Consider the following 21,949-nt stretch of genomic DNA (forward strand, 5'->3'; position numbering starts at 1 on the left):
TCAGGCATAAACCTTGTCTTCTTCCAAAAAACGTGCTTTTTTGTCCTTTACTTCCACAAGATTGATGCTGCAGTTCGGCGGCACACAGCCATGCCAGAAATGCTCCGGATCCTTGTATAGATTCTGTAAAAGAGCCCTTACTGCACATCCATGAGAAGAAACAAGGATGGTTTTATCGGAAAGCTGCGGATCACTTGTTTTTTCCAGCCAGAAATCCCTGGTTCTTGCAAGTACATCCTCCAGGCTTTCTCCTCCTTTTGGCTTCTGGAAATGAACAGGATCGTTAAAAAACACTTCCATCTCCTTGCTGATTGCATGGCCGTCTTTATCCAGCCACACAACACCTTCCAAAACACCGAAGTCAATCTCCTGAATCCTTTTATCCAGGATCATTGGAATCTTTCGTTCTCCAAGCACAGCCTCAGCCGTCTGTCTTGCACGAAGGAGGGGACTTGAAAAACAAAGATCAAATTTCACATCCTTCAGCGCTTCCCCGGTCCGCCTGGCCAGGGAAATCCCGGCTTCATCCAGGGAAATATCTGCGCTTCCCTGGATCTTATGAAGATGATTCCATGTTGTTTCCCCATGGCGGATAATATACATCAGCATCAGCTTCTCAGCTGGATTCCAAGATCCTCAAGTCCGTTCAGGATCTTCTTCATTGCTGCAGAGATCTCACTTTCCTCAAGAGTCTTGTCATTGGCCCTAAATACAAGAGAGTATGCCATGGACTTATACCCTGCTTGGATCTGGCTGCCCTCGTAAATATCAAACAGCTGATAGCTTTCCAGGATCTTTCCGCCTCTCTGGATCAGTACATTCTCGATCTGGCCTGCCAGAACCTGATGAGGCACTACAAGACTTAAATCACGGGATACTGCCGGATATTTGGCAATGCCTGTATATTTGTGGTTAAATCCTGCAAATTCCAGTACACTTAAGATATCGATCACTGCAATATATGCTCTCTCTCCAATGCCATAGGCATCTGCTGTCAGTGGATGCACCTCACCCAGATATCCTACTTTCTTGCCTTCATAAAGCATATCTGCCTGACGTCCTGGATGAAGGTAAGGCTTTTTGTCTGCTGGATCGTACTCTACTCTTTTCTTCATGCCTGCTTTTTCAAAAAATTCCTCGCATACTCCCTTCATATCGAAGAAGTCACCTTTGCCATACATTCCAAGCGTAAACAGTGTACGCTCATCCGGAAGCTCCGTAAGAGGAAGTGATTTGGGAAGATAAACATTTCCCAGCTCATACAGTCTTACATCTTTATTTCGCCGGTTATAGTTGGTAGCCAGTGAAGACAGCATACCGTTTAAGGTGCTGGTACGCATAATGCTGTAATCCTCGCCCAGCGGATTACTGATGGTAATGGCGCTGCGAAGCATATGATCTTCTGGCAGGCGCAATTTATCAAATACCTTAGGACTTTCAAAGGAATATGTCATTCCCTCTGAGAATCCACAGTACTCTGCAATATCCCTTGCAAGGTTCTCAATGCGAAGCTTGAATGGAAGTCTTCCTGTAGTAGCTTCTCCGGTAGGGAGTGTAGTAGGGATCTTGTCATATCCAAAAAATCTTGCAACCTCCTCAGCCACATCTGCCATGCAGTGGATATCCTGACGGAAAGTAGGTGCTACAATCTCACCGGAAGCTTCATCATAGGTCAGTTCCACTTTTGCGAGATAGCCAAGCATTTCCTCTTTTGTAAGGCTGGTGCCCAGAAGTGCATTAATACGGTCAGGCTCAAATTTAACTCTGGAAGGAAGACGTACTTCATTACATACATCTACCATGCCGCCTACAACCTCTCCTGCTCCCAGTTCTTCCATCAGCTGACATGCACGGTCGATAGCTGCCTGAGCATTGTTTGGATCCAGGCCTTTCTCGAATTTACCGGAAGCATCTGTGCGAAGTCCGATCTTCTTAGAGGACAGACGGATATTTGTTCCGTTAAAGCATGCTGCCTCAAAAAGAACAGTGTGAACATTGTCTGTGATCATGGAATTTTCGCCGCCCATGATACCTGCAATGCCAACAGGCTTTTTGCCGTCACAGATCATCAGAACAGAATCATCCATGGTACGCTCTTGTCCATCCAAAGTAACAAACTTTTCGTCTTTTGCAGCTCTGCGTACAACGATCTCCCTGCCTTCAATGTGATCAAGATCGTAAGCATGCATTGGCTGTCCATATTCTTCCATTACATAATTTGTAATATCTACCAGATTATTGATAGGACGGATTCCATTGGAAGCAAGACATCTCTGCATCCACTTTGGTGAAGGTCCGATCTTAACATTTTTTACCACTCTTGCACAGTATCTGGTGCAAAGATCCGGATCCTGTACCGTTACTTTTACATAATCAGAAGCTTTTTCATCATTCCCTGTAACCTTCACTTCCGGAGGGTAGAATTTCTTATCAAAGGTAGCTGCTGCTTCTCTTGCAATCCCCAGTACTCCATAGCAGTCCACACGGTTGGATGTGATCTCATATTCAAAAACCACATCATCAAGGCCAAGAGCTTTGATGGCACTTTCCCCTACTTTTGCATCTTCAGGGAAAATATAGATACCATATTCCGGTGCTTCCGGATACATCTCACGGCTGCTGCCCAGTTCCTCGATAGAGCACATCATACCATAGGACTCTACCCCGCGAAGCTTGCCTTTTTTGATCTTAATACCACCAGGCGTCATCTTTCCATCATGACCTCCGGCCACTCTTCCTCCGTCCAATACAACCGGAACCTTGTCCCCTTCTTTTACATTAGGGGCACCGGTAACGATCTGTATGGTTTCATTACCAATATTCACCTGGCAGATGATCAGTTTATCTGCATCCGGGTGTCTGTCAATCTTTGTGATCTGTCCGATCACGATCTTATCCAAGTCAGCATCCAGCTCTTCAAAGCCTTCTACCTTTGTTCCTGAAAGAGTCATTGCATCTGTATATTCCTGTGCTGTCACATCCAGATCCGGCACATACATTTTTATCCAGGATAATGAAGTATTCATCTGTATATTAACCTCCGTTTACTATGGTTTCCCTTTTTAGAACTGTTTTAAGAATCGGATATCATTCTCATACAGCAGACGCATATCATCGATCTCATATTTCAGCAATGCAATACGTTCCAGACCTACCCCAAATGCAAAGCCTGTATATTCATCCGGATCAATGCCACACATACGCAGCACATTTGGATGAACTGTACCGCAGCCAAGGATCTCTATCCAGCCGGATCCTTTGCAGAAACGGCAGCCCTTTCCTCCGCACTTAAAGCAGGAAACGTCTACCTCTGCACTTGGCTCTGTAAACGGGAAATGATGAGGACGGAATTTTGTCTTAGTTTCCGGCCCAAAAAGCTCCTTGGCAAATTCCTCCAGTGTTCCCTTAAGGTCTGCAAAAGTAATATTCTTATCCACAACAAGACCTTCGATCTGATGGAAGGAAGGTGAATGTGTAGCATCTACTTCATCAGAACGGAATACCCTTCCAGGTGCAATCATACGGATGGGCAGTTTACCTTTCTCCATGGTACGTGCCTGTACCGGAGAGGTCTGGGATCTGAGCAGAATGGAGTCTGTAATAAAAAATGTATCCTGTTCGTCTCTTGCCGGATGGTCTTCCGGGATATTCAGCTTTGTAAAGTTATAATCAGCATATTCCACTTCCGGGCCTTCTACTACCTCATAGCCCATTCCAATAAAGATACGTTCTACCTCTTCCAGGGCAATGGAATTAGGGTGACGATGTCCCAGCTTAGCTCTTTTTGCAGGAAGTGTCACATCGATCACTTCTGCTTTCATTTTCTCTTCACGAACAGCTTCTTCCAGTTTCTGCTTAGACTCTTCCAGAAGAGCCTCGATCTTGCTTCTTGTTTCATTTACAAGCTGTCCTACTTTTGGACGTTCCTCCGGGCTTACATCCTTCATGCCCTTTAAAATCGCTGTCAATTCACCTTTTTTACCAAGATATGCCACTCTGACTTCATTTAATTTGTCCAGGCCTTCTGAATCTTCGATTCTTTTCCTGGCATTCTCAGCCAGTTCCTGGAGTCTTTCTTTCATATCCATAAACTTATCTCCTTTTTTGGTTTTTAAGCACATATGGGAAACTTCTATGTAATAAGAACATAACGGAATTTATTACATAAAAAAAGCCCCATCCCCAAAGGGACGGAGCATACTTCCGCGGTACCACCCTGATTCCTGTTATAAACAGGCTCTCTGATCTGTTTAACGCACAGCTTACGTCACTTCCTACTTCCTGATCAACTAACCTCCAGTACCATCCTCAGACTGGGTCTTATCATGACGACCAGTATACTTCAGAAATGCGGCTCCAGTGGGAAACTGAGAAATAATCTGAACTTAAGGGGGCTTACAGCCGGTGGCTCCCTCTCTCTGTAAGAAAATCATTTCCTGAAACACTTTCTACGCCTTTTCATGTTACTGTCCACAGCAACTTTTCATCATTTCTTACTATGCCACACCACATCTCATCTGTCAAGAGGGATCTTTCTCTTTCTCTATATCAGCAACCGTCTCCTCTTGTCCTGCATCAGAAGAAACTTTCTCTTTTCCATCATCATTTTCTGCTTTTTCTCTGTTAAGCATCTCCCGCATGGATGCCTGTGCCATCCTGAACTGCTTTTCAAAGTAAGCATTGATCTCTGCGCCACACAGTACAAGATACATACAGCTATATAGCCAAAGCATCAGCATGATCAATGCTGTCAGGCTTCCATACATATTGCTTATATTAGGAAAAATTTCAAAATACAAAGAAAAGAAAAATGAAAAAACAGACCATCCTACAGCGATCATAAGTGCTCCCGGCGCCTGGCTTTTCATGGTTGCCCGCCTGTTTGGAAGGACTTTATAAAGAAACAGGAACACAAGAAAAAGCACGCCAAAAACCAGAAGAGTCCTTGCCCCGATAATACTGCCGATCAGCTTTCCGAGTACTGGTATATATTTTGAAGATGCTGCCTGAATCTTATTGCCAAGTACAAGAAGCAGCAAAGAAACGATCAGCGCCACTCCGAAAAGCAAAGTATAAAGAACTGCATAAATCCTGTTCAGCAGCCAGTTACGTGTCTCCTTCACATGATAGATGGTATTCAATCCATTGGTAAGGGACTGCATGGCTTTTCCTGCGGACCATAAAGCCAGGAGTGCGGAAATCGGCACAACTGCAACGCTTCGATTATATACCTCTGCTACGATCAAAAGCACGAAATTCTGAAGACTGTCCGGCATAAATCCACGGATTGCATCACTGACCACATTGTAGGTCAATGGTGTATATTGTATCAAAGTTGTTAAAAAAAGCAGAAAGGGAATAAAGGACATAATCATAAAGTAAGCCGCCTGTGCAGCATAGGCTCCCACATGATCCCCATTGATCCGCTCCACAAACCCTAAAAGCAGCTTGGGAATATTCTGTTTTTCCTTTTTCTCATCCATACCTCTGCTCCTGAAAATTTTCTTGTATCATATCATGAATTAATTATTCTGACAAGAGAACAGCCTATCGGCTGGTAATCTGAATGTCATTAAAAAAATATTCCAGGATTTCCCTCCAGGTATAGCCTTCTGCTGCCATCTGATCTGCCCCGCACTGGCTCATTCCAACTCCATGTCCATATCCCTTTCCCTGGATGCATACACTGTCAGCCTTCTGTTCCATGGTAAAATAGGCACTTGGCAGTAAGTCACCGCCAACTGTTGTGCTGCCATCCTGCTCGGTAATCTGGCAGCCGGCCGTCGTGAGGAAACTTCGCACATCATATTCCCCTTCTACAAGAAAACTTCCAAGATCTGTATTTACAGTTAATCCTGTAACAGCACCGCTTTCACTTTTCTTTGTGACAAGCAGACTCTGCAGCTTTCCCTTGTTGTACATGGCTGTACTGTCTTCAAGCTTTTCCCAGGGAATATCCACTTTCCAGCTACCCCAGGGCTGATCCTGATCAAACCTGCAAGCAACGCTTTTCAGAAATGGAGCAGCACTGTCGGCTCCCCAGATCTGATCTGTACTGGTTGTCCCTGCAGAGGTTGAAAAATAATATGCCTGGATCAGTTCTCCATTGTGTGTCATGACCTGCCCTTTTGTACATGCCACTGCCTCGTCCGTGATTTCTGCCTGCGCCTGATTCTGATAAACCTGAAAATTCACACTGTCATCTACATCCGCTCCATATTTCTCCAGGCAGCCATCTTCTATTTGTTTCCAAGCATAAGTTCTGGCACAGACTGCCTGAGCCTTCAGAGCCTCCTGATGATATGAAGAAGGCATTTCACTTGGCACCACCCCCTCCAGATAAGTTTCCAGCGGCAGCTCATTGATCAGATACAATGCTTCCTGATTTTCGGTCTTCTTGATCTTCAACGCCCCCTTGTAGGTAGGATTCCCATAATTTCTCTGTATGGATGTGACAGTGATCCCTTCATCTCCTCCATCCAGCGTTATGATTTCCCCTGGTTTTTTCAGGTCTTTTGCTGTATAGGATACCGCTTTCCCCTGGATCAACACAGATACTTTAGTGTGCTGGTAGGTATCATATCCGGAATCCATAAGCAATACCCGGATCTTTGGCTCCATCTTTTTTGTTTCCCTGATTACAGACTGCTGTGTGACAGGGATCATTTTTTCCTTTGTGTTTGTCTTCATAGCTTCCTGTGCCTTGTCTTTCAGGCTTTGATCTTTCATATGGATCAAAAGTGCTTCGCCTGCAAGCATCAGACAGGCAAGAAAAGAAACTGCAAACATGATCTTTTTGTATGTTGTTCCTGATATTTTATGCATAAAAAAGGCTCCTCATATACCTAGTATATGAAAGAGCCTTAGAAAATAGAATGTGTCATGCACACTTAAATCATTTCACACGGAAAGCAAAAGTAGTTACAGAGGAATATAACTGCCCTTCCTCCAAGATGGGAGAATGGAAATTCTCTACATTTACAGCATTTGGTTCTACCTGCGTTTCCAGACAGAAGCCATTCCTCTTGGTATATGTATGACCACATTTGCCCTTGATCGGCGGCTGGATAAAGTTGCCTGCATAGAACTGAACACATGGACAGTCAGAAGCCACATCCATCACAATACCGCTTTCCTGGCAATAAGCGCTGGCAATCAGGCGGCAGTTCCCTTTGGCATAATTGTCTGTCACATAATTGTGATCATATCCGCCGGTGAAGTGAAGCTGCTCAAAGTCCGCTTCAATGTCCTGTCCGATCCTCTTAGGCTGATTAAAATCCATAGGAGTACCCTCTACAGGAGCGTATTCACCTGTAGGAATCGACTCCCGATCTACAGGCGTATAGAATTTGCTGTGGATGGTAAGAAACTGATCCAGCACATCTCCACTGCCTTCTCCGCCAAGATTGAAATAGGAATGATTGGTCATATTAGCTACTGTATCTCTGTCACAGATCCCTGCATAATGGATACGCAGTTCATTCGTATCTGTAAACTCGTATTTTACAGATACCTTAAACTCTCCTGGAAAACCATTCTCATTGTCCGGGCTGACCCTTGTAAAAGTAACCGACTGCTTCTCCTGGGAGATCTCTGTAGCCTTCCACATTTTCGTTTCAAACCCATCAGGGCCACTGTGCAGGTTATTTCCGTTCTCATTGGCAGCAAGTCTGATCTCCTTACCAAAAAGATTGAACTTCGCACCACCGATACGATTGCAGTTACGTCCTACCACAACACCGAAAAAAAACGGATTCTCCTCATACTGCTTCACATTATCAAAACCAAGAACAACATCTGTAAGCACACCCTCCCTGTCAGGCACGCATACTTTTACCAGAACTGCTCCTAGCTCTGTGACCTCCACATAAGCTCCGGATGAATTCTCAAGATGATAGATCAGCACATCCTGGCCTGTTGAAAGTTCTCCGAATTTTCGTTCTGTTACACCCATCTTCTTTCCTCCCGTGAATCATAATAAAAAAAGAAGCCGCTGCACAGGCTCCACTTACTGTGTATGCCCATCATGCAACGGCCCTGTAATTTTCTGTTGGTCCCAGAATGCCGTTCCCTTCTTTTTGACGCCTAGCCTGCGGCCAGGTGGGTGTCCTCAACAGTCCTTCTGCCTACCACAGCGAGAGGTCTGACATCCAAACTGCGATCTTGGAGTCCCTTAATGTCAATGTAGGTTCAAAAATAAAAGGGTGCTCGCACATTCCAGGATACTGTTTTTTTCTAAAATTCATTATACTCTAGTATATGCCCTTTTTCAACAGAAAATACAAGTATTTTTATATTTTTTATGACTTATTGCACAATTTACTGACAGATCGTTTAACTGATCCCATTTAATTTCTGGTACAGATCCTTTGCATAGGTGTCTGTCATTCCTGAAATAAAATCTGTTACCAGAAGCAGCCGCAGATAAAGCTGATCTTCTTCGTTGGCAGTATGGCGTCTGTGCATAAGATAGATCTGCCTGTAATTCTCCGAAATCAGGGCAACCATCTTCTGATCCATCATGGATTGAGGCTGATCTGTATCATAATGGATCACTGCAGGCACAAACAAATCCATAAGAAAATTCAGGATCGTCCAGGCAGAAACCTCCATAGACAGGATCTGCTTTGAAAGAAAGGCTCTTCTGTAAGCTATATCACCAAGAAGCCGGATCACCCAGTCACCACAGGTGCCATAAAACAGATCCTTTTCATAAGTACCAGCCATAATCTGCTCATAATGGGAAACAAAGCCTGTGGCAGCACAGAAAAGAAGCTCGCTTTGCAGCCAGGAAAGGAAATTCTGAACAGCATAAAGTTCAGGACTTACTACTCCCTTTGTCTTTCCTGCCTGATACTGGTCAGCCAGCACCTTTAAAGGATCCATATGTTCCCTGTCTGCATACTTTCCTTCCCTGGCAGCCTTTTTCTGGCCCTTTTCCAGTTCCTCTGCAAGGATAGGATAAGTAATAAAGCCTTTTTTAAATGCATCCTCAATATCAGCGGTACGATAAGCTATATCATCGGCAGCTTCCAGAATAAAGGTAAGTGGATGCCGCACCCCAAGAGTACCCATGTCACCGGCGATCTGCTGATATAAAGACTGCTCCCCGTAAAAATAACCCATTTTCTTCCTGGAGATCCTATCCCCCTCCGGATCCATATTACAGGATGAAACCGGATACTTGATCATAGTATCAAGAAGGGCATAGGTAAGGTCCATGCCATTCTCATCAGAAAGGAAATGAAGCTTGGTCACCTGCCTGAGAGCCTGTGCATTTCCCTCAAAATAAAGGAAATCCTGAAGCATCTGACTGGTAAGCACCTGGGTCAAAGGCTTACCTTTATAGAACAGACTTTCCAGCTTCCTGGCAAACCAATCCCGGATCGCTTCCTCCCCAAAATGTCCAAAGGGAGGATTTCCAATATCATGGATCAGGCCGGCACACTGAAGGATATCACAGATATCCCTTTGCATCTCTCTTGTGAAGCCAGCATCCAAGCCCTGGTTCATAATACATTCTCCAATATTCTGTCCCAGAGATCTGGCAAAGGAAGACACCTCCAAAGAATGGGTCAGCCTTGTGCGGATGAAATCACTTTTGTCCAGGGCAAACACCTGGGTTTTATCTTGAAGCCTTCGAAAAGAAGAACTTCCAATGATCCTGTGATAGTCCTTTTCAAATTCACTTCTCAGATCCCTTAAATGAGCAGGCTGTGCCAGGTCACACATGGAGGTGCTGACTCTTTTTGTGGAAAGAAGCCGCTCCCATTTCATCTTAGCAAATACCCAGGATCTTCTTCACTGTAGCCGGCATATCCTGGGCATCAACTACACAATCGTGAAGAACAGGTGCTGTACGGATCTCCTCTACCGCTTTCGGCACGCTGGTACCGGACAGCTTTGCAAGGGCATCTGCAAGTGCAAAATCATCCATAGTTTCACTGTCACTGCTTATGGCTTCCATAACACTTCTGGTAAACTTATACGGGCTGGCTGTAGATGCGATCACAGTAGGTGTGTCATCCTTTGTATCAGCCTTATATTTCTTATATACGCCGGCAGCCACAGCTGTATGCGTATCAATCACATAATGATCCTTTTCAAATACCTGATGAATGGCTTCGCTTGTTTCCTTTTCTGTACAGTAATTACCATAGAAATCAGAAAGTCCAGCTTTCATCTGGGGAGTGATGGTGTACTCTCCTCCCTTTGACAGTTCTTCCATCAGTTTTGCACAAGCAGCCGGATCCTCTCCTGTAAGACGGAAGATCAGCCTTTCCAGGTTGCTGGAAATCAGGATGTCCATAGACGGGGAAGTAGTCAGGATGAAATCCCTCTTCCTGTCATAAGTACCTGTGGCAAAGAAATCATAAAGTACTTTATTCTCATTAGAAGCACAGATCAGCTTATTCACTGGAAGTCCCATCTGTTTCGCATAGAAAGCAGCCAGGATATTACCAAAATTGCCAGTAGGCACAACAATATTGATCTTCTCTCCCGCTTTGATGCTGCCCTGGCGGATCAGGGTGCTGTACGCATATACATAATATACGATCTGCGGTACAAGACGTCCGATATTGATAGAATTGGCAGAAGAAAACTGGAATCCGGCACTGCCAAGTAAATTCTCCAGGTCTTTGTCATTAAACATCTTCTTTACTGCTGTCTGGGCATCATCAAAGTTGCCAGTAATCCCTACAACATATGTATTCTTGCCCTTCTGTGTTACCATCTGCTTTTCCTGGACCGGGCTGACACCATGCTTCGGATAAAATACAATGATCCTGGTGCCCGGCACATCAGCAAAAACTGCCATTGCAGCCTTACCTGTATCTCCGGATGTAGCCGTAAGGATTACGATCTCGTTGGTAACTCCATTCTTCTTCGCTGCTGTAGTCATCAGATATGGAAGGATGGATAATGCCATGTCTTTAAATGCAATGGTAGCACCATGGTACAATTCCAGGAAATATGCCCCGTCCGCCTGATGGATTGGTGCGATCTTATCTGTATCAAATTTCTCATCATATGCACTGCGAATACAATACTTCAGTTCATCTTCTGTAAAATCTGTAAGGAAACGGCTCATCACCTCATAGGCTGTCTCCTGGTAGGTCATTCTGGAAAGCTTCTCCATGGGAATATCCAGCCTTGGGATCTGTGTAGGTACAAATAAACCTCCGTCATCAGAAAGTCCTTTTAATATGGCCTGTGACGCAGTCACCAGATCACCTTTGCCTCTTGTACTCTGATACATTACCTCCATTATGTGTTCCTGCCTTTCTATGATAAGTGTTTTTCGACATTAAATCCAACAATGCCCTGTAGTTTCTGCCATTATAGCACATGCTTTTTTAAATTACCACATCAAAATGTTAAAAGAGGAGACAGCGCTTTTTCGCTGTCCCCTCTATAATTACTGCTGTTCAGTTTCTAATATCAGTTTTTAATATCATTTTTTACCATCTGTACCACAGTTTCCTGATCATTATTCTTATCGGATGAAGAATCGTCCTTAGGTGAAGAAACATCCTTAGATGAAGCATCCTCCTTACCGCTGACTTCATCCGGATATTTATAAAATTCATGAACCCCGTATTTAAAAAGTTTCTGTAAATCTTTTTCAAACCAGGCTACATTCTTTTTCTCTGCCGCTTCTTTCTCAACAAAGAATAATGCTCCCTGGGAATAATCCACACCCTCCAAAGCTTGCTTCACGGCCTCCCTAGTCTTATCTGTAACTGTGACCTGATAGATCCGGCCGTCATAAGTAGGTGAAAACTGAGGTACTCCATATCTATAATCCCACACCACATCCGTTACCGTATCAGGGAATTCATCGTTCTTGACCCGGTTCAGAATCACGTTGGCAACAAGGATGCGGCCCTTAAGATCCTCTGTGCCTGCCTCTGCCTCCACGATTCTTAAAAAAACATCATAATCTCCATCAGACATAATGGTTGGATTCTCAGCCATATACGCAGCTGTCTGGTCAAGATTCTCCACGGTGTTCTCCATAGAGGAGCTAACATTCAATCTGGCTGCGCCATCCTCTACCACCTTAACCCTCTGCCCTACCAGCACATTCTCACAGGAAGTACCGATCCTTTTGATCCTGGTTCCTGCAGCGGGTGTCTCAGAAACTCCTGACACAACACCTGCGATCCCTGTAGGAAGCTCACTGCCGTCAAAAGTTCCTCTCTCCGACGAAGCAGAAACCATATTCTCTTCAGCTTCAGAAGCGGCATAAACCTGGCTGCGGTCGCCATTATCAACAAATTTGGAACCAACCGCAATGCTGACAGATAACAGAGCGCATCCGGAAACAAGTGCGAAATTACGGAATGTGTCATTCCTGCTTTCCTGTCTCTTTTCTTTTTTTGTTACGCCTTGTAATTCTTTTTTAACTTTCATGCTTTTCATTCCTTGCTTCTTTGTTATGGTTTCTTTTCTTTCGTTATTTAATTTGTAACAACTTTGTAACGTATGAGAAAATTATATTTAATATGCTTAGATATGTCAAGCTATTTTTGTATTTTTTTCCATTAAAAATATGGAAATCAAAAGTTAAAAAAAAGCAAAAGAGGACACTCTCATAATGCTCTGATACTGTCAAAAACAGAAACCAGAAACATATGAAAGTGTCCCCTTATTTAACCGAATCAAACAGCGAAGCGGACTGGAATATCCACTTGCCCAATCGATCTGATGCTTCTCCCCTGCCGTAACATACCCTTGTGTCTCCGGCTATGTATCAGATTATATATGGTCTGATACGATCCGTCAATCAGATTCGATTGACAGTTACTGACAGCCTTTGACAGATAAATCAGGCAGGATACAAAATATAACAATATCTCTGTCAGAGTGCAGGATCAATCTGCTGCATCCAGCTTGCTGGCGCGCGCTTCAATCTCCTTCTGCTGTATATCAGAAGGTGCCTGCTCATAGCGGGCAAATTCAAACGAGAATTCTCCGCTTCCGCCAGTCATGGAACGCAGATCTGTAGAATATCCATAAATCTCCAACATAGGCACGTCTGCTTCAATAATGGTATTTCCATTATGGTCAGGATTCATTCCCAGTACACGGCCACGGCGTTTGTTCAGGTCGCCCATTACATCGCCTGTGTATTTGTCCGGAACTGTAACCTTCATGGAAACGATCGGCTCCAGAAGAATCGGTGATGCATCCATAAAGCCTTTCTTAAATGCAAGGATAGTTGCCATCTTAAATGCCATCTCAGAGGAGTCTACCGGATGATAAGATCCATCATAAAGAGTAGCCTTCACACCAACTACCGGATAAGCAGCAAGAGGTCCCTTCTGAACGCACTCCTGCAGACCTTTCTCAACAGCCGGGAAGTAATTCTTCGGTACAGCACCACCTACTACCACCTGCTCAAATACATACGGTGTTTCCAGATCGCCAGATGGCTCAAAGCGCATCTTAACGTGACCATACTGGCCATGTCCGCCAGACTGTTTCTTATGCTTTCCTTCCACATCGGAATTCTTGCGGATCGTCTCTCTGAATGGAACCTTAGGCTTGCAAAGTTCCACATCTACTTTATATCTCTCTTTCAGCATGCTGACAATAATGTCAAGATGCTGATCACCCATACCATAAATAAGGCTCTGGCGGTTAGCGCCATCATTAACAACTCGAACGGTGCAATCTTCACTCATGATCTTGGAAAGAGCCTGGGAGATCTTATCCTCATCCCCTTTATTCACTGCCTTAAATCTCTTATAGGTATAAGGAACAGAAAGAACAGCTTTTGGATAAAGGATCGGATTGGCCTTTGTAGCAAGACTGTCGCCTGTCTGTACGCTTACAAGCTTGGCAATGGCGCCAATATCTCCTGCATGAAGTTCAGGAACCTCGATGGGCTTGGAGCCCTGAAGCACATACAGCTTATTCAGACGTTCCTCAACACCCTTCTCTACGTTAAGAAGTGTGTCATCTGCCTTAATTACACCAGAGCATACCTTGATCAGGGAATATTTGCCAAGGAACGGATCTACAATAGACTTCCATACATAGGCAGATTTAGCCTTAGCAAAGTCATAATTAGCCTCAAAGATCTCATTGGTCTTCTGTGCAATACCATTGCAGGATCTTTTATCAGGGCTTGGGAAATATCCGCAGATATCATCCAGCAGGTTGGAAACACCCCGCAAATTCACAGGGGAACCCATGCACACCGGCACAATACTTGCTTCCTGGATATTGGTAGCAAGTGCTGCAGAAACCTCTGTAACAGAGAACTCATCGCCTTCAAAATAACGATCCATAAATTCTTCGCTTGTTTCAGCTACAGACTCCATCAGGATATCATGGTATTTTTCAAGGTACTCTTCCAGATAATCCGGAACCGGGCATTCTTCTTTCATGCCTTTGTCAATATATTTTCTGCCGGCCTGTTTCACAACATTGACATAGCCTACAAACTTACCATCCTCACGGATCGGGAAATGAAGAGGTGCTATCTTCTTGCCATATAATTCGGTAAGATCCTCAACTGCTTTCCTGTAACTTACATCATCTACGTCCATATCTGTGACAAAGATCATGCGGGGAAGCTTATACTTCTCACACAGATTCCAGGCCTTCTGTGTACCAACCTGAACGCCTGCCTTACCGGAAACAACGATGATCGCTGCATCAGCTGCACTAACTGCCTCTTCTACTTCACCAACAAAGTCAAAGTAGCCCGGTGTATCCAGAATATTGATCTTCATCTTCTGCCATGGAACCGGGATCACAGATGTAGAAATAGAAAAGTGCCGTTTGATTTCTTCTTTATCATAATCACTGACAGTGTTGCCATCTTCAACTCTGCCAAGTCGGTTTGTCAAACCTGCCAAGTAGGCCATAGCCTCTGCCAAAGTTGTCTTACCAGCCCCACCATGACCTAATAGGACTACATTTCTAATTCGGTCAGTTCTAAAAACGTCCATATGTAATACCTCCCTGTTTGTCTAATATGTTCATATTTTACTAAACTTTCTTTCAACTTTCAAGTATTTTATATAGTTTTAACAATATTTTTTTGTCGTTTTCAGATAAAATACTGTCATTTTTACAGGGAATTGACTTTTTTTCCTATATATCATAAAATAAACCTGTTGTTTTACTATAAACTATGCGGGAAGGATGTTTTTTTAATGAAAACCATTGGTTTTATAGGTCTGGGACTGATCGGCGGCTCCATTGCCAAGGCGATTCGCAAATATCACCCGGACTATCATATTCTGGCATTTGACCAGAACCGTGGCACTCTTGCAGCCGCTGTAAGCGGCAATATTATAGATGGGGTTTGCGAAGAAAAGGATAACCGTTTTGGCAGCTGTGATTATGTTTTTCTTTGTGCCCCAGTAGAATATAACCTAAAGTATCTTGAATTTCTGAAAGAGATCCGTCAGCCAGGCTGTATCATCACAGATGTAGGCAGCGTAAAAGGCATCATCCATGAAAAGGTTGAAGTTCTTGGTATGACAGACTGTTTTGTAGGCGGTCATCCTATGGCAGGCTCTGAAAAATCAGGCTTTGAGCATTCCACCGACCGTCTTGTGGAAAATGCCTATTATATCCTGACCCCAGGCGGAGAGATCCCTCTTGAACGTCTTACCGATCTGACAGAGATGATTGCTTCCATTGGCGCTATTCCCATGGTTCTCACTGCTGATGAACATGATTTTATCACTGCCGGAGTTAGCCATCTTCCTCATATTATTGCTTCTGCCCTTGTGAATCTTATAAAGACCCTGGATAATGATGCAGGATATATGAAGACCATTGCAGCCGGAGGATTCCGTGATATTACAAGGATCGCCTCTTCCTCTCCTGTGATGTGGCAGCAGATCTGCCTGGAAAACACCCAGAATATTTCCAATGTACTGGACGATTATATCCGTATGCTGATACAGATCCGGTGTGCCATTGACAACAAGGATCCAGATTACATTTATCAGATGTTTGCAAGTTCCAGAGATTATCGTGATTCCATTGACGTGGTAGACAACGGTCTGACCAGGAAGGCTTATGTCCTTTATCTTGACCTGGCAGACGAAGCCGGCGGCATCGCTACCATCACCACTATTCTGGCAATGGATAATATCAGTATCAAAAATATCGGCATCATCCACAACCGTGAGTTTGAAGAAGGTGTACTTAAGATCGAATTCTATGAAGAAGAAGCTATGGAGCGAGGCAAGGCTCTCCTTAAAAAACGTAACTATATTGTTTATGACCGATAGACTACAGGAGGCATCATGGAAATCCCAAAACTGAACAAGCTTCACGGGAAGCTTACCATTCCCGGAGACAAATCGATTTCCCACAGGGCTGTTATGTTTGGAGCCCTGGCACAGGGCACCACAAGGATCACCCATTTTCTGGAGGGCGCTGACTGTCTTTCCACAATTTCCTGTTTTCAGGCAATGGGGATTCATATCCAGAAAAACAAAGATAAAGTGCTGGTAGAAGGAAAAGGACTTCACGGGCTTCAGGCTCCCTTAGATATTCTTGATGTTGGCAACAGCGGTACTACTACCCGGCTGATCTCCGGCATCTTAGCCGGTCAGGATTTCACCAGCCGGCTTACCGGGGATGCCTCTATCTGCCAGCGTCCTATGGGACGGATCATTACTCCCCTTTCTCTGATGGGTGCTCAGATCACAAGCCAGAATCAGAATGGCTGCGCCCCTCTCACCATTCAGGGAGGACACCTCCACGGAATACATTATCAGTCACCTGTGGCATCTGCCCAGGTAAAGTCCTGTGTACTTCTTGCAGGCATGTATGCCGATGCACCAACCAGCGTTACTGAACCAGTTCTTTCCCGAAATCACACTGAGCTTATGCTGAATTACTTTGGTGCACAGGTTACTTCAAAAGGCACCACCGCTTCCATACTTCCACAGCCTGATCTTAAGGCCCGTGACATTACAGTCCCCGGCGATATCTCTTCTGCTGCATACTTTATTGCTGCAGGACTTCTGGTACCAGGAAGTGAGATTCTGCTGTGCAATGTGGGTATCAATCCTACCAGGGACGGTCTGCTTCGTGTATGTCAGGCTATGGGCGGTGATATTACGTTACTGAATGTACGAAACGACGGGGAGCCTACTGCAGACCTTCTTATAAGAAGCAGTTCTCTTCATGGCACAGAGATAAAGGGTGAGATCATCCCTACCTTGATTGATGAGATCCCCATGATTGCTGTAATGGCAGCCTTTGCTGAGGGCACTACTGTGATCCGGGACGCTGCAGAGCTTAAAGTCAAGGAATCTGACCGCATCCAGGTTATGACGGATAATCTTACCCGGATGGGTGCAGATGTAGAGGCATTACCGGATGGAATGATCATCCATGGAGGCAAGCCTTTACATGGAGCCACAATTGATTCCCATAAGGATCACCGTATTGCCATGTCCTTTGCAGTGGCAGGCGGTATCTGTGAAGGATTGCTTACTATTACTGACGGAGAATGTGTCAATATCTCTTATCCGGAATTTTATACAGATTTGTACAGCCTATTGTAATACAAGTTCAGGATTGTAAATGGATCATGCATGAAATATTTCCCATGTAGCACAATCTGAAGCTTTCATTACCAAGTGTCTGATCTCATGTGAAACTGATAGATTTTTGAGAAAATGATGGATTTTCTCTATAAGTCTTTATGATTTCTTTTTGAGATTCAGGCGCTTTTTTTCTTGTTCATATTTGACAATTTTTTCACATATTAATTCGTTAATTTTATAACAAAGTGAGATTTTCATTTTTTTGCTATTTTTTGGTTTTTTTCAGACAAAAAAGCGTGTATAATCCCCTTCGTAAGGAAATAATAAAATTGTGTAACTCTTCAGGCACACTTGCTGTCAATGAAATAGTTACAAAATTGTTTATGACTGACCAGGAGGTATTCGCACATGAAAATTTTATTTTATGGTACTAAAAATTACGATGAAGAATTTTTCGAGAAGATCCTTCCGGATTACCCGGGGATTCAAATTAAATTTATTGAAGCCAATATCTACGAAGAAACTGCTTCTCTTTCCAAAGGTTATGATGCAATCTGTGCTTTTGTAAATGCAGATCTTAGTGCTCCTGTTATTGATGCTCTGGCAGAACAGGGTGTGAAGCTGATCCTGATGCGTTGTGCAGGATACAATAATGTAGATCTGGCAGCCACACATAAACATGGAATCCATGTGCTGCGTGTTCCCGGTTATTCCCCGGAAGCTGTTGCAGAGCATGCCATGGCTTTGGCACTTACTGCCAACCGTCATACCCACAAAGCTTACATCAAATTACGTGAAAATAATTTTTCCTTAAATGGTCTGATGGGTGTGAACCTTTATCATAAAACAGCTGGTATCATCGGTACCGGTAAGATCGGTCAGGCTATGGCACGGATCTGCAAGGGATTTGGCATGAAAGTTATCGCTTATGATCTTTATCCAAACAAAAACCTGGATTTCCTGGAGTATGTATCCCTTGATGAGCTTCTGGCAACCAGTGATCTGATCAGCCTTCACTGCCCGCTGACAGATGAAACAAAGCATCTGGTAAATGCTAAGACCATTGATAAAATGAAGGATGGAGTAATCCTTGTAAATACATCCAGAGGCGGTCTGATCAAAACAGAGGATCTGATCACAGGAATCCGTGAGCATAAATTCTTTGCTGTAGGTCTTGACGTATACGAAGAGGAAACAGACTATGTATACGAGGATATGTCTGAGGAGATCATGCAGACGTCCCTGATCCAGAGACTGCTTTCCTTCCCGAATGTTACCATGACTTCCCATCAGGGATTCTTTACAAAAGAAGCTCTATCCAATATCGCAGAGACTACCCTTCAGAATGCTGCTGATTTCATGAATCAGAAAGAGCTTAAAAACGAAGTATTATCATAACAGTTCAGTACCCTAGTACAGTGAAAATGAAGTATCTGCTATATTTGGGCAGAATGATTTTCTCATATGCAAGGCAGAGGATAGTTATGTATTTCCATCACCAAAAATACCTCCGGCATTCTTGCTGCCGGAGGCTCATCTAAAAGCCCATCACATGCTTTTGTCCTGACATCTTAAATCCTGCCGGAGACTGTATTTTCGGAATATGCTTTACTGCTGACTGTCAGTCAGCCCTGCTTCTTCCAGCTCCTGCTGTACTTCTTTGTCAATCTCATCCTCTGTAACGCCTTCGTCCTCAAATACGCCACTTTCGGCTGCATTCTTCTCCAGTTCTTCTGCTGCCTGACGCTCCTCTTCTGATACCTGGCTGTCATCAACACTCTGAACATCATCATCTCCCATTACTTCCAAATCTGCCAGTTCATCGCTGTCCAATGGCTCCATATCATCTTCAAATGCATCTTCTTCGCTTTTATTTCCACAGCCTGTTATCGTAAATGTAAAAGCAAAAATAATTCCAATAAATAATAATAATTTATATCGCTTCATATGATACCTCCTGTGCTGATTCTTTATATTTGTAATACAGGATAATTCATTTTCCTGTATTATTTACAGATATCATAGTTGGTGGCTTTTGCCCCCAACATCTTCCTATATTAGTATTAGTGATTCATGTTTTTCCCGAAGCAGATGAATCTCCCTTGTCCATCCTTCATCATCATTCGGTGTCTCAAGGATAACCGGCAGCCCTTGAAGAGCCGGGTGGCAGATCACTCGGACCAGTGCTTCAAGACCGATCTTCCCTTCCCCGATCCTGGCATGCCTGTCCTTATGGCTGCCTAGCTCATTCATACTGTCATTCAGATGAATGGCCTTCAGCCTTTCCAGACCGATCTGCTCCTGAAACTCTTCCAGAACCTGATCCAAATGGTCTGCTATATCATAACCTGCATCCCACACATGGCAGGTATCCAGACAGATCCCCAGCTTATCCTTCTGGTCTGTAAGATCAATAATCTGCCTCAGTTCCTGAAAACTCCTGCCCACTTCTGTCCCCTTACCTGCCATAGTCTCAAGAAGAACGGTTGTGGTCTGCTCATTTGTCAGCACATCATTCAAGATTCCTGCAATCTTCCGGATCCCTTCTTCTGTACCTTGTCCCACATGGCTGCCAGGATGAAAATTGTAGTAATTACCTGGTGTAAACTCCATACGTCTCAGATCATCTCTCATGGTATCTCTGGCAAAATCCCGAAGATTTTCTTTGGCAGCACAAGCATTCAGTGTATATGGTGCATGAGCTACAATCTTCCCGAAGTGATGTTCTGCAGCAAGCACCTGATACTTTGCCACATCCTCCGGATCGATCTCCTTTGCCTTGCCTCCTCTGGGATTCCTGGTAAAAAAGGCAAAGGTATTGCCTCCATTGGCTATGGTCTGTCTTTCCATAGATGCATAACCTTTGGCAGATGATGTATGATTACCTATATATAACATTCTTATTCCTCTCTGGTGTAAAATAGTTTTATGGGAAATATTATACTCCTTTTTTCCTCGTTTTTGTATTCTGAAAATCCCTATACAGCTTAGGCAGTTCTGGTGCAGCGGACATATGCTTATTGACGAAAACAGGAAATATTTGTATACTGAAATTTGTTAAAGTATCTAATTGTATTTCTGACTTTTACACCAAACATCTCAAATATATATTTACAAGGAGATTTTTACTATGGCCGAAAAGAGAAATACCCGCCCGAAGCGTTCTGCCAAACCTGGCGGGAAGAAAGCACAACCGTCCATACAGGGACACAGAAAAAATATATATCGTAAATCCAGATATTATCGGCAAAGACAGCGTCGCATCCATATTTGTCTAGGGTTCCTGGCTGTCCTGCTGGTTCTCATCGTAGGCATTTCCCTTCACTCCTGTTCTTCTTCAGCAAAGCCTGCTTCCAGTACAGGTACACAGGATGCACCAGTTTCAAATAAGCAAGAGATCCCAGACAGCAATACTGAGGATACTACTTCTGAGGCAGAATCAACTCCTACGCAGGCTCCTGTCACTTTAACCATCAGTGTTGTAGGCGACTGTACACTTGGTACAGATGAAACCTTTGATTACAGTACCAGTCTGAATGCCTACTACGAAAATTACGGGAAAGAATATTTCCTCCAGAATGTAAAAAGCATTTTCCAGGCAGATGACCTGACCATCGCCAATATGGAAGGAACCCTTACCGAATCCACTCAGAGAGCTGACAAAACCTTTGCATTTAAAGCCCCTGCTTCTTATGCCGGAATCCTTACCAGTGGTTCTGTGGAAGCAGTCAACACAGCCAATAACCACAGTCATGATTATGGAGAGCAAAGCTTTACGGATACATTATCTGCCCTGGATGATGCAGGGATTGTTCATTTTGGCTATGACGAAACAGCAGTTATGGATGTGAAAGGGATCAAGGTGGGACTGGTTGGTATTTACGAGTTAAATGACCATCTTGAACGGGAACAGCAGTTAAAAGACAATATAGCAAAAGTAAAATCCGAAGGTGCCCAGCTTACCATTGTGATCTTCCACTGGGGCAATGAAAAGGAAACTGTTCCTGATTCCAATCAGATAACATTAGGCAGATTGGCCATTGATCAGGGTGCTGACCTGGTATGCGGGCATCATCCTCATGTACTTCAGGGCATTGAAACATACAAAGGTAAGAATATTGTGTACAGTCTTGGAAATTTCTGCTTCGGAGGCAACAGTGCTCCAAGCGATATGGATTCCATGATCTTCCAGCAATCCTTTACCTTCAGCAATGGCTCTCTTCAGAATGACAATGTTACCAATATCATCCCCTGCTCTATTTCTTCTGCACAAGTCTATAATAATTATCAGCCAACGCCTGCAGAGGGGGATGAAAAAACACGAATCATGGAAAAAATCCAGGAACGCAGTTCCATGATCGATACCCTATCCTGATGTTTAAATATAGCATCATCTCATTACCAACAATTTCTTA

General features: G+C 43.8%; 16 protein-coding genes and 1 other RNA gene. 4 read left to right on the forward strand and 13 right to left on the reverse strand.

The window, feature by feature from the left end:
- From AB5916_RS02525 to AB5916_RS02575, 11 genes are all read right to left on the reverse strand, one after another.
- Positions 1 to 609, reverse strand: coding sequence for a histidine phosphatase family protein (locus AB5916_RS02525; protein WP_173727365.1), 609 nt, complete (start codon positions 607 to 609; stop codon positions 1 to 3).
- A complete protein-coding gene (gene pheT, locus AB5916_RS02530) occupies positions 609 to 3,026 on the reverse strand; it encodes a phenylalanine--tRNA ligase subunit beta (protein WP_368189118.1) in 2,418 nt (805 codons plus the stop codon). The genes AB5916_RS02525 and pheT overlap by 1 nt, the downstream gene beginning before the upstream one ends.
- A gap of 36 nt (positions 3,027 to 3,062) precedes the next feature.
- Positions 3,063 to 4,082, reverse strand: coding sequence for a phenylalanine--tRNA ligase subunit alpha (gene pheS, locus AB5916_RS02535; RefSeq protein WP_158420537.1), 1,020 nt, complete (start codon positions 4,080 to 4,082; stop codon positions 3,063 to 3,065).
- Between the two features lie 438 nt (positions 4,083 to 4,520).
- On the reverse strand, positions 4,521 to 5,483 hold the full coding sequence (locus tag AB5916_RS02540; RefSeq protein ID WP_368189119.1) for a YihY/virulence factor BrkB family protein: 963 nt from the start codon (positions 5,481 to 5,483) through the stop codon (positions 4,521 to 4,523).
- A 64-nt stretch (positions 5,484 to 5,547) separates the two neighbouring features.
- Positions 5,548 to 6,825, reverse strand: a complete 1,278-nt coding sequence (locus AB5916_RS02545; protein ID WP_368189120.1) for a SpoIID/LytB domain-containing protein — start codon at positions 6,823 to 6,825, stop codon at positions 5,548 to 5,550.
- A gap of 70 nt (positions 6,826 to 6,895) precedes the next feature.
- Complete coding sequence (locus AB5916_RS02550) at positions 6,896 to 7,954, reverse strand: aldose epimerase family protein (protein ID WP_368189121.1); 1,059 nt, start codon at positions 7,952 to 7,954, stop codon at positions 6,896 to 6,898.
- Between the two features lie 95 nt (positions 7,955 to 8,049).
- Positions 8,050 to 8,227: non-coding RNA, 6S RNA (gene ssrS, locus AB5916_RS02555), on the reverse strand.
- A gap of 107 nt (positions 8,228 to 8,334) precedes the next feature.
- Entirely contained in the window at positions 8,335 to 9,777 is a 1,443-nt protein-coding gene (locus AB5916_RS02560; RefSeq protein WP_368189122.1) for a deoxyguanosinetriphosphate triphosphohydrolase, read from the reverse strand.
- 1 nt (position 9,778) lies between these two features.
- Positions 9,779 to 11,269, reverse strand: a complete 1,491-nt coding sequence (gene thrC, locus AB5916_RS02565) for a threonine synthase (RefSeq protein ID WP_368189123.1) — start codon at positions 11,267 to 11,269, stop codon at positions 9,779 to 9,781.
- 173 nt (positions 11,270 to 11,442) lie between these two features.
- Entirely contained in the window at positions 11,443 to 12,417 is a 975-nt protein-coding gene (locus AB5916_RS02570) for a cell wall hydrolase (protein WP_368189124.1), read from the reverse strand.
- 461 nt (positions 12,418 to 12,878) lie between these two features.
- Positions 12,879 to 14,966, reverse strand: a complete 2,088-nt coding sequence (locus tag AB5916_RS02575; RefSeq protein ID WP_158420476.1) for a translation factor GTPase family protein — start codon at positions 14,964 to 14,966, stop codon at positions 12,879 to 12,881.
- Positions 14,967 to 15,173: 207 nt separating this feature from the next.
- Here AB5916_RS02575 and AB5916_RS02580 point away from each other — a divergent pair, with 207 nt between their 5' ends.
- From AB5916_RS02580 to AB5916_RS02590, 3 genes are all read left to right on the forward strand, one after another.
- A complete protein-coding gene (locus AB5916_RS02580; protein ID WP_368189125.1) occupies positions 15,174 to 16,265 on the forward strand; it encodes a prephenate dehydrogenase in 1,092 nt (363 codons plus the stop codon).
- Between the two features lie 15 nt (positions 16,266 to 16,280).
- Positions 16,281 to 17,552, forward strand: coding sequence for a 3-phosphoshikimate 1-carboxyvinyltransferase (aroA, locus tag AB5916_RS02585; RefSeq protein WP_368189126.1), 1,272 nt, complete (start codon positions 16,281 to 16,283; stop codon positions 17,550 to 17,552).
- 390 nt (positions 17,553 to 17,942) lie between these two features.
- Entirely contained in the window at positions 17,943 to 18,932 is a 990-nt protein-coding gene (locus AB5916_RS02590) for a 2-hydroxyacid dehydrogenase (RefSeq protein WP_368189127.1), read from the forward strand.
- 210 nt (positions 18,933 to 19,142) lie between these two features.
- On the opposite strand, the gene AB5916_RS02595 is transcribed toward AB5916_RS02590, so the two are convergent.
- Both AB5916_RS02595 and AB5916_RS02600 read right to left on the reverse strand, forming a co-directional pair.
- Positions 19,143 to 19,481: a hypothetical protein gene (locus AB5916_RS02595; RefSeq protein WP_173727356.1), complete on the reverse strand. Its 339-nt coding sequence runs from the start codon at positions 19,479 to 19,481 to the stop codon at positions 19,143 to 19,145.
- A 105-nt stretch (positions 19,482 to 19,586) separates the two neighbouring features.
- The gene (locus AB5916_RS02600) at positions 19,587 to 20,432 is read right to left on the reverse strand and encodes a deoxyribonuclease IV (RefSeq protein ID WP_368189129.1); all 846 of its coding nucleotides are present in this window, start codon (positions 20,430 to 20,432) and stop codon (positions 19,587 to 19,589) included.
- Positions 20,433 to 20,664: 232 nt separating this feature from the next.
- Between AB5916_RS02600 and AB5916_RS02605 the strand changes: the two genes are divergently transcribed.
- On the forward strand, positions 20,665 to 21,909 hold the full coding sequence (locus AB5916_RS02605) for a CapA family protein (protein WP_368189130.1): 1,245 nt from the start codon (positions 20,665 to 20,667) through the stop codon (positions 21,907 to 21,909).
- The last annotated feature ends 40 nt before the right edge of the window (positions 21,910 to 21,949 follow it).

The organism is Blautia sp. 1033sp1_1033st1_G9_1033SCRN_220408, assembly GCF_040929965.1.
GTDB classification, from domain to species: domain Bacteria; phylum Bacillota; class Clostridia; order Lachnospirales; family Lachnospiraceae; genus Blautia_A; species Blautia_A ammoniilytica.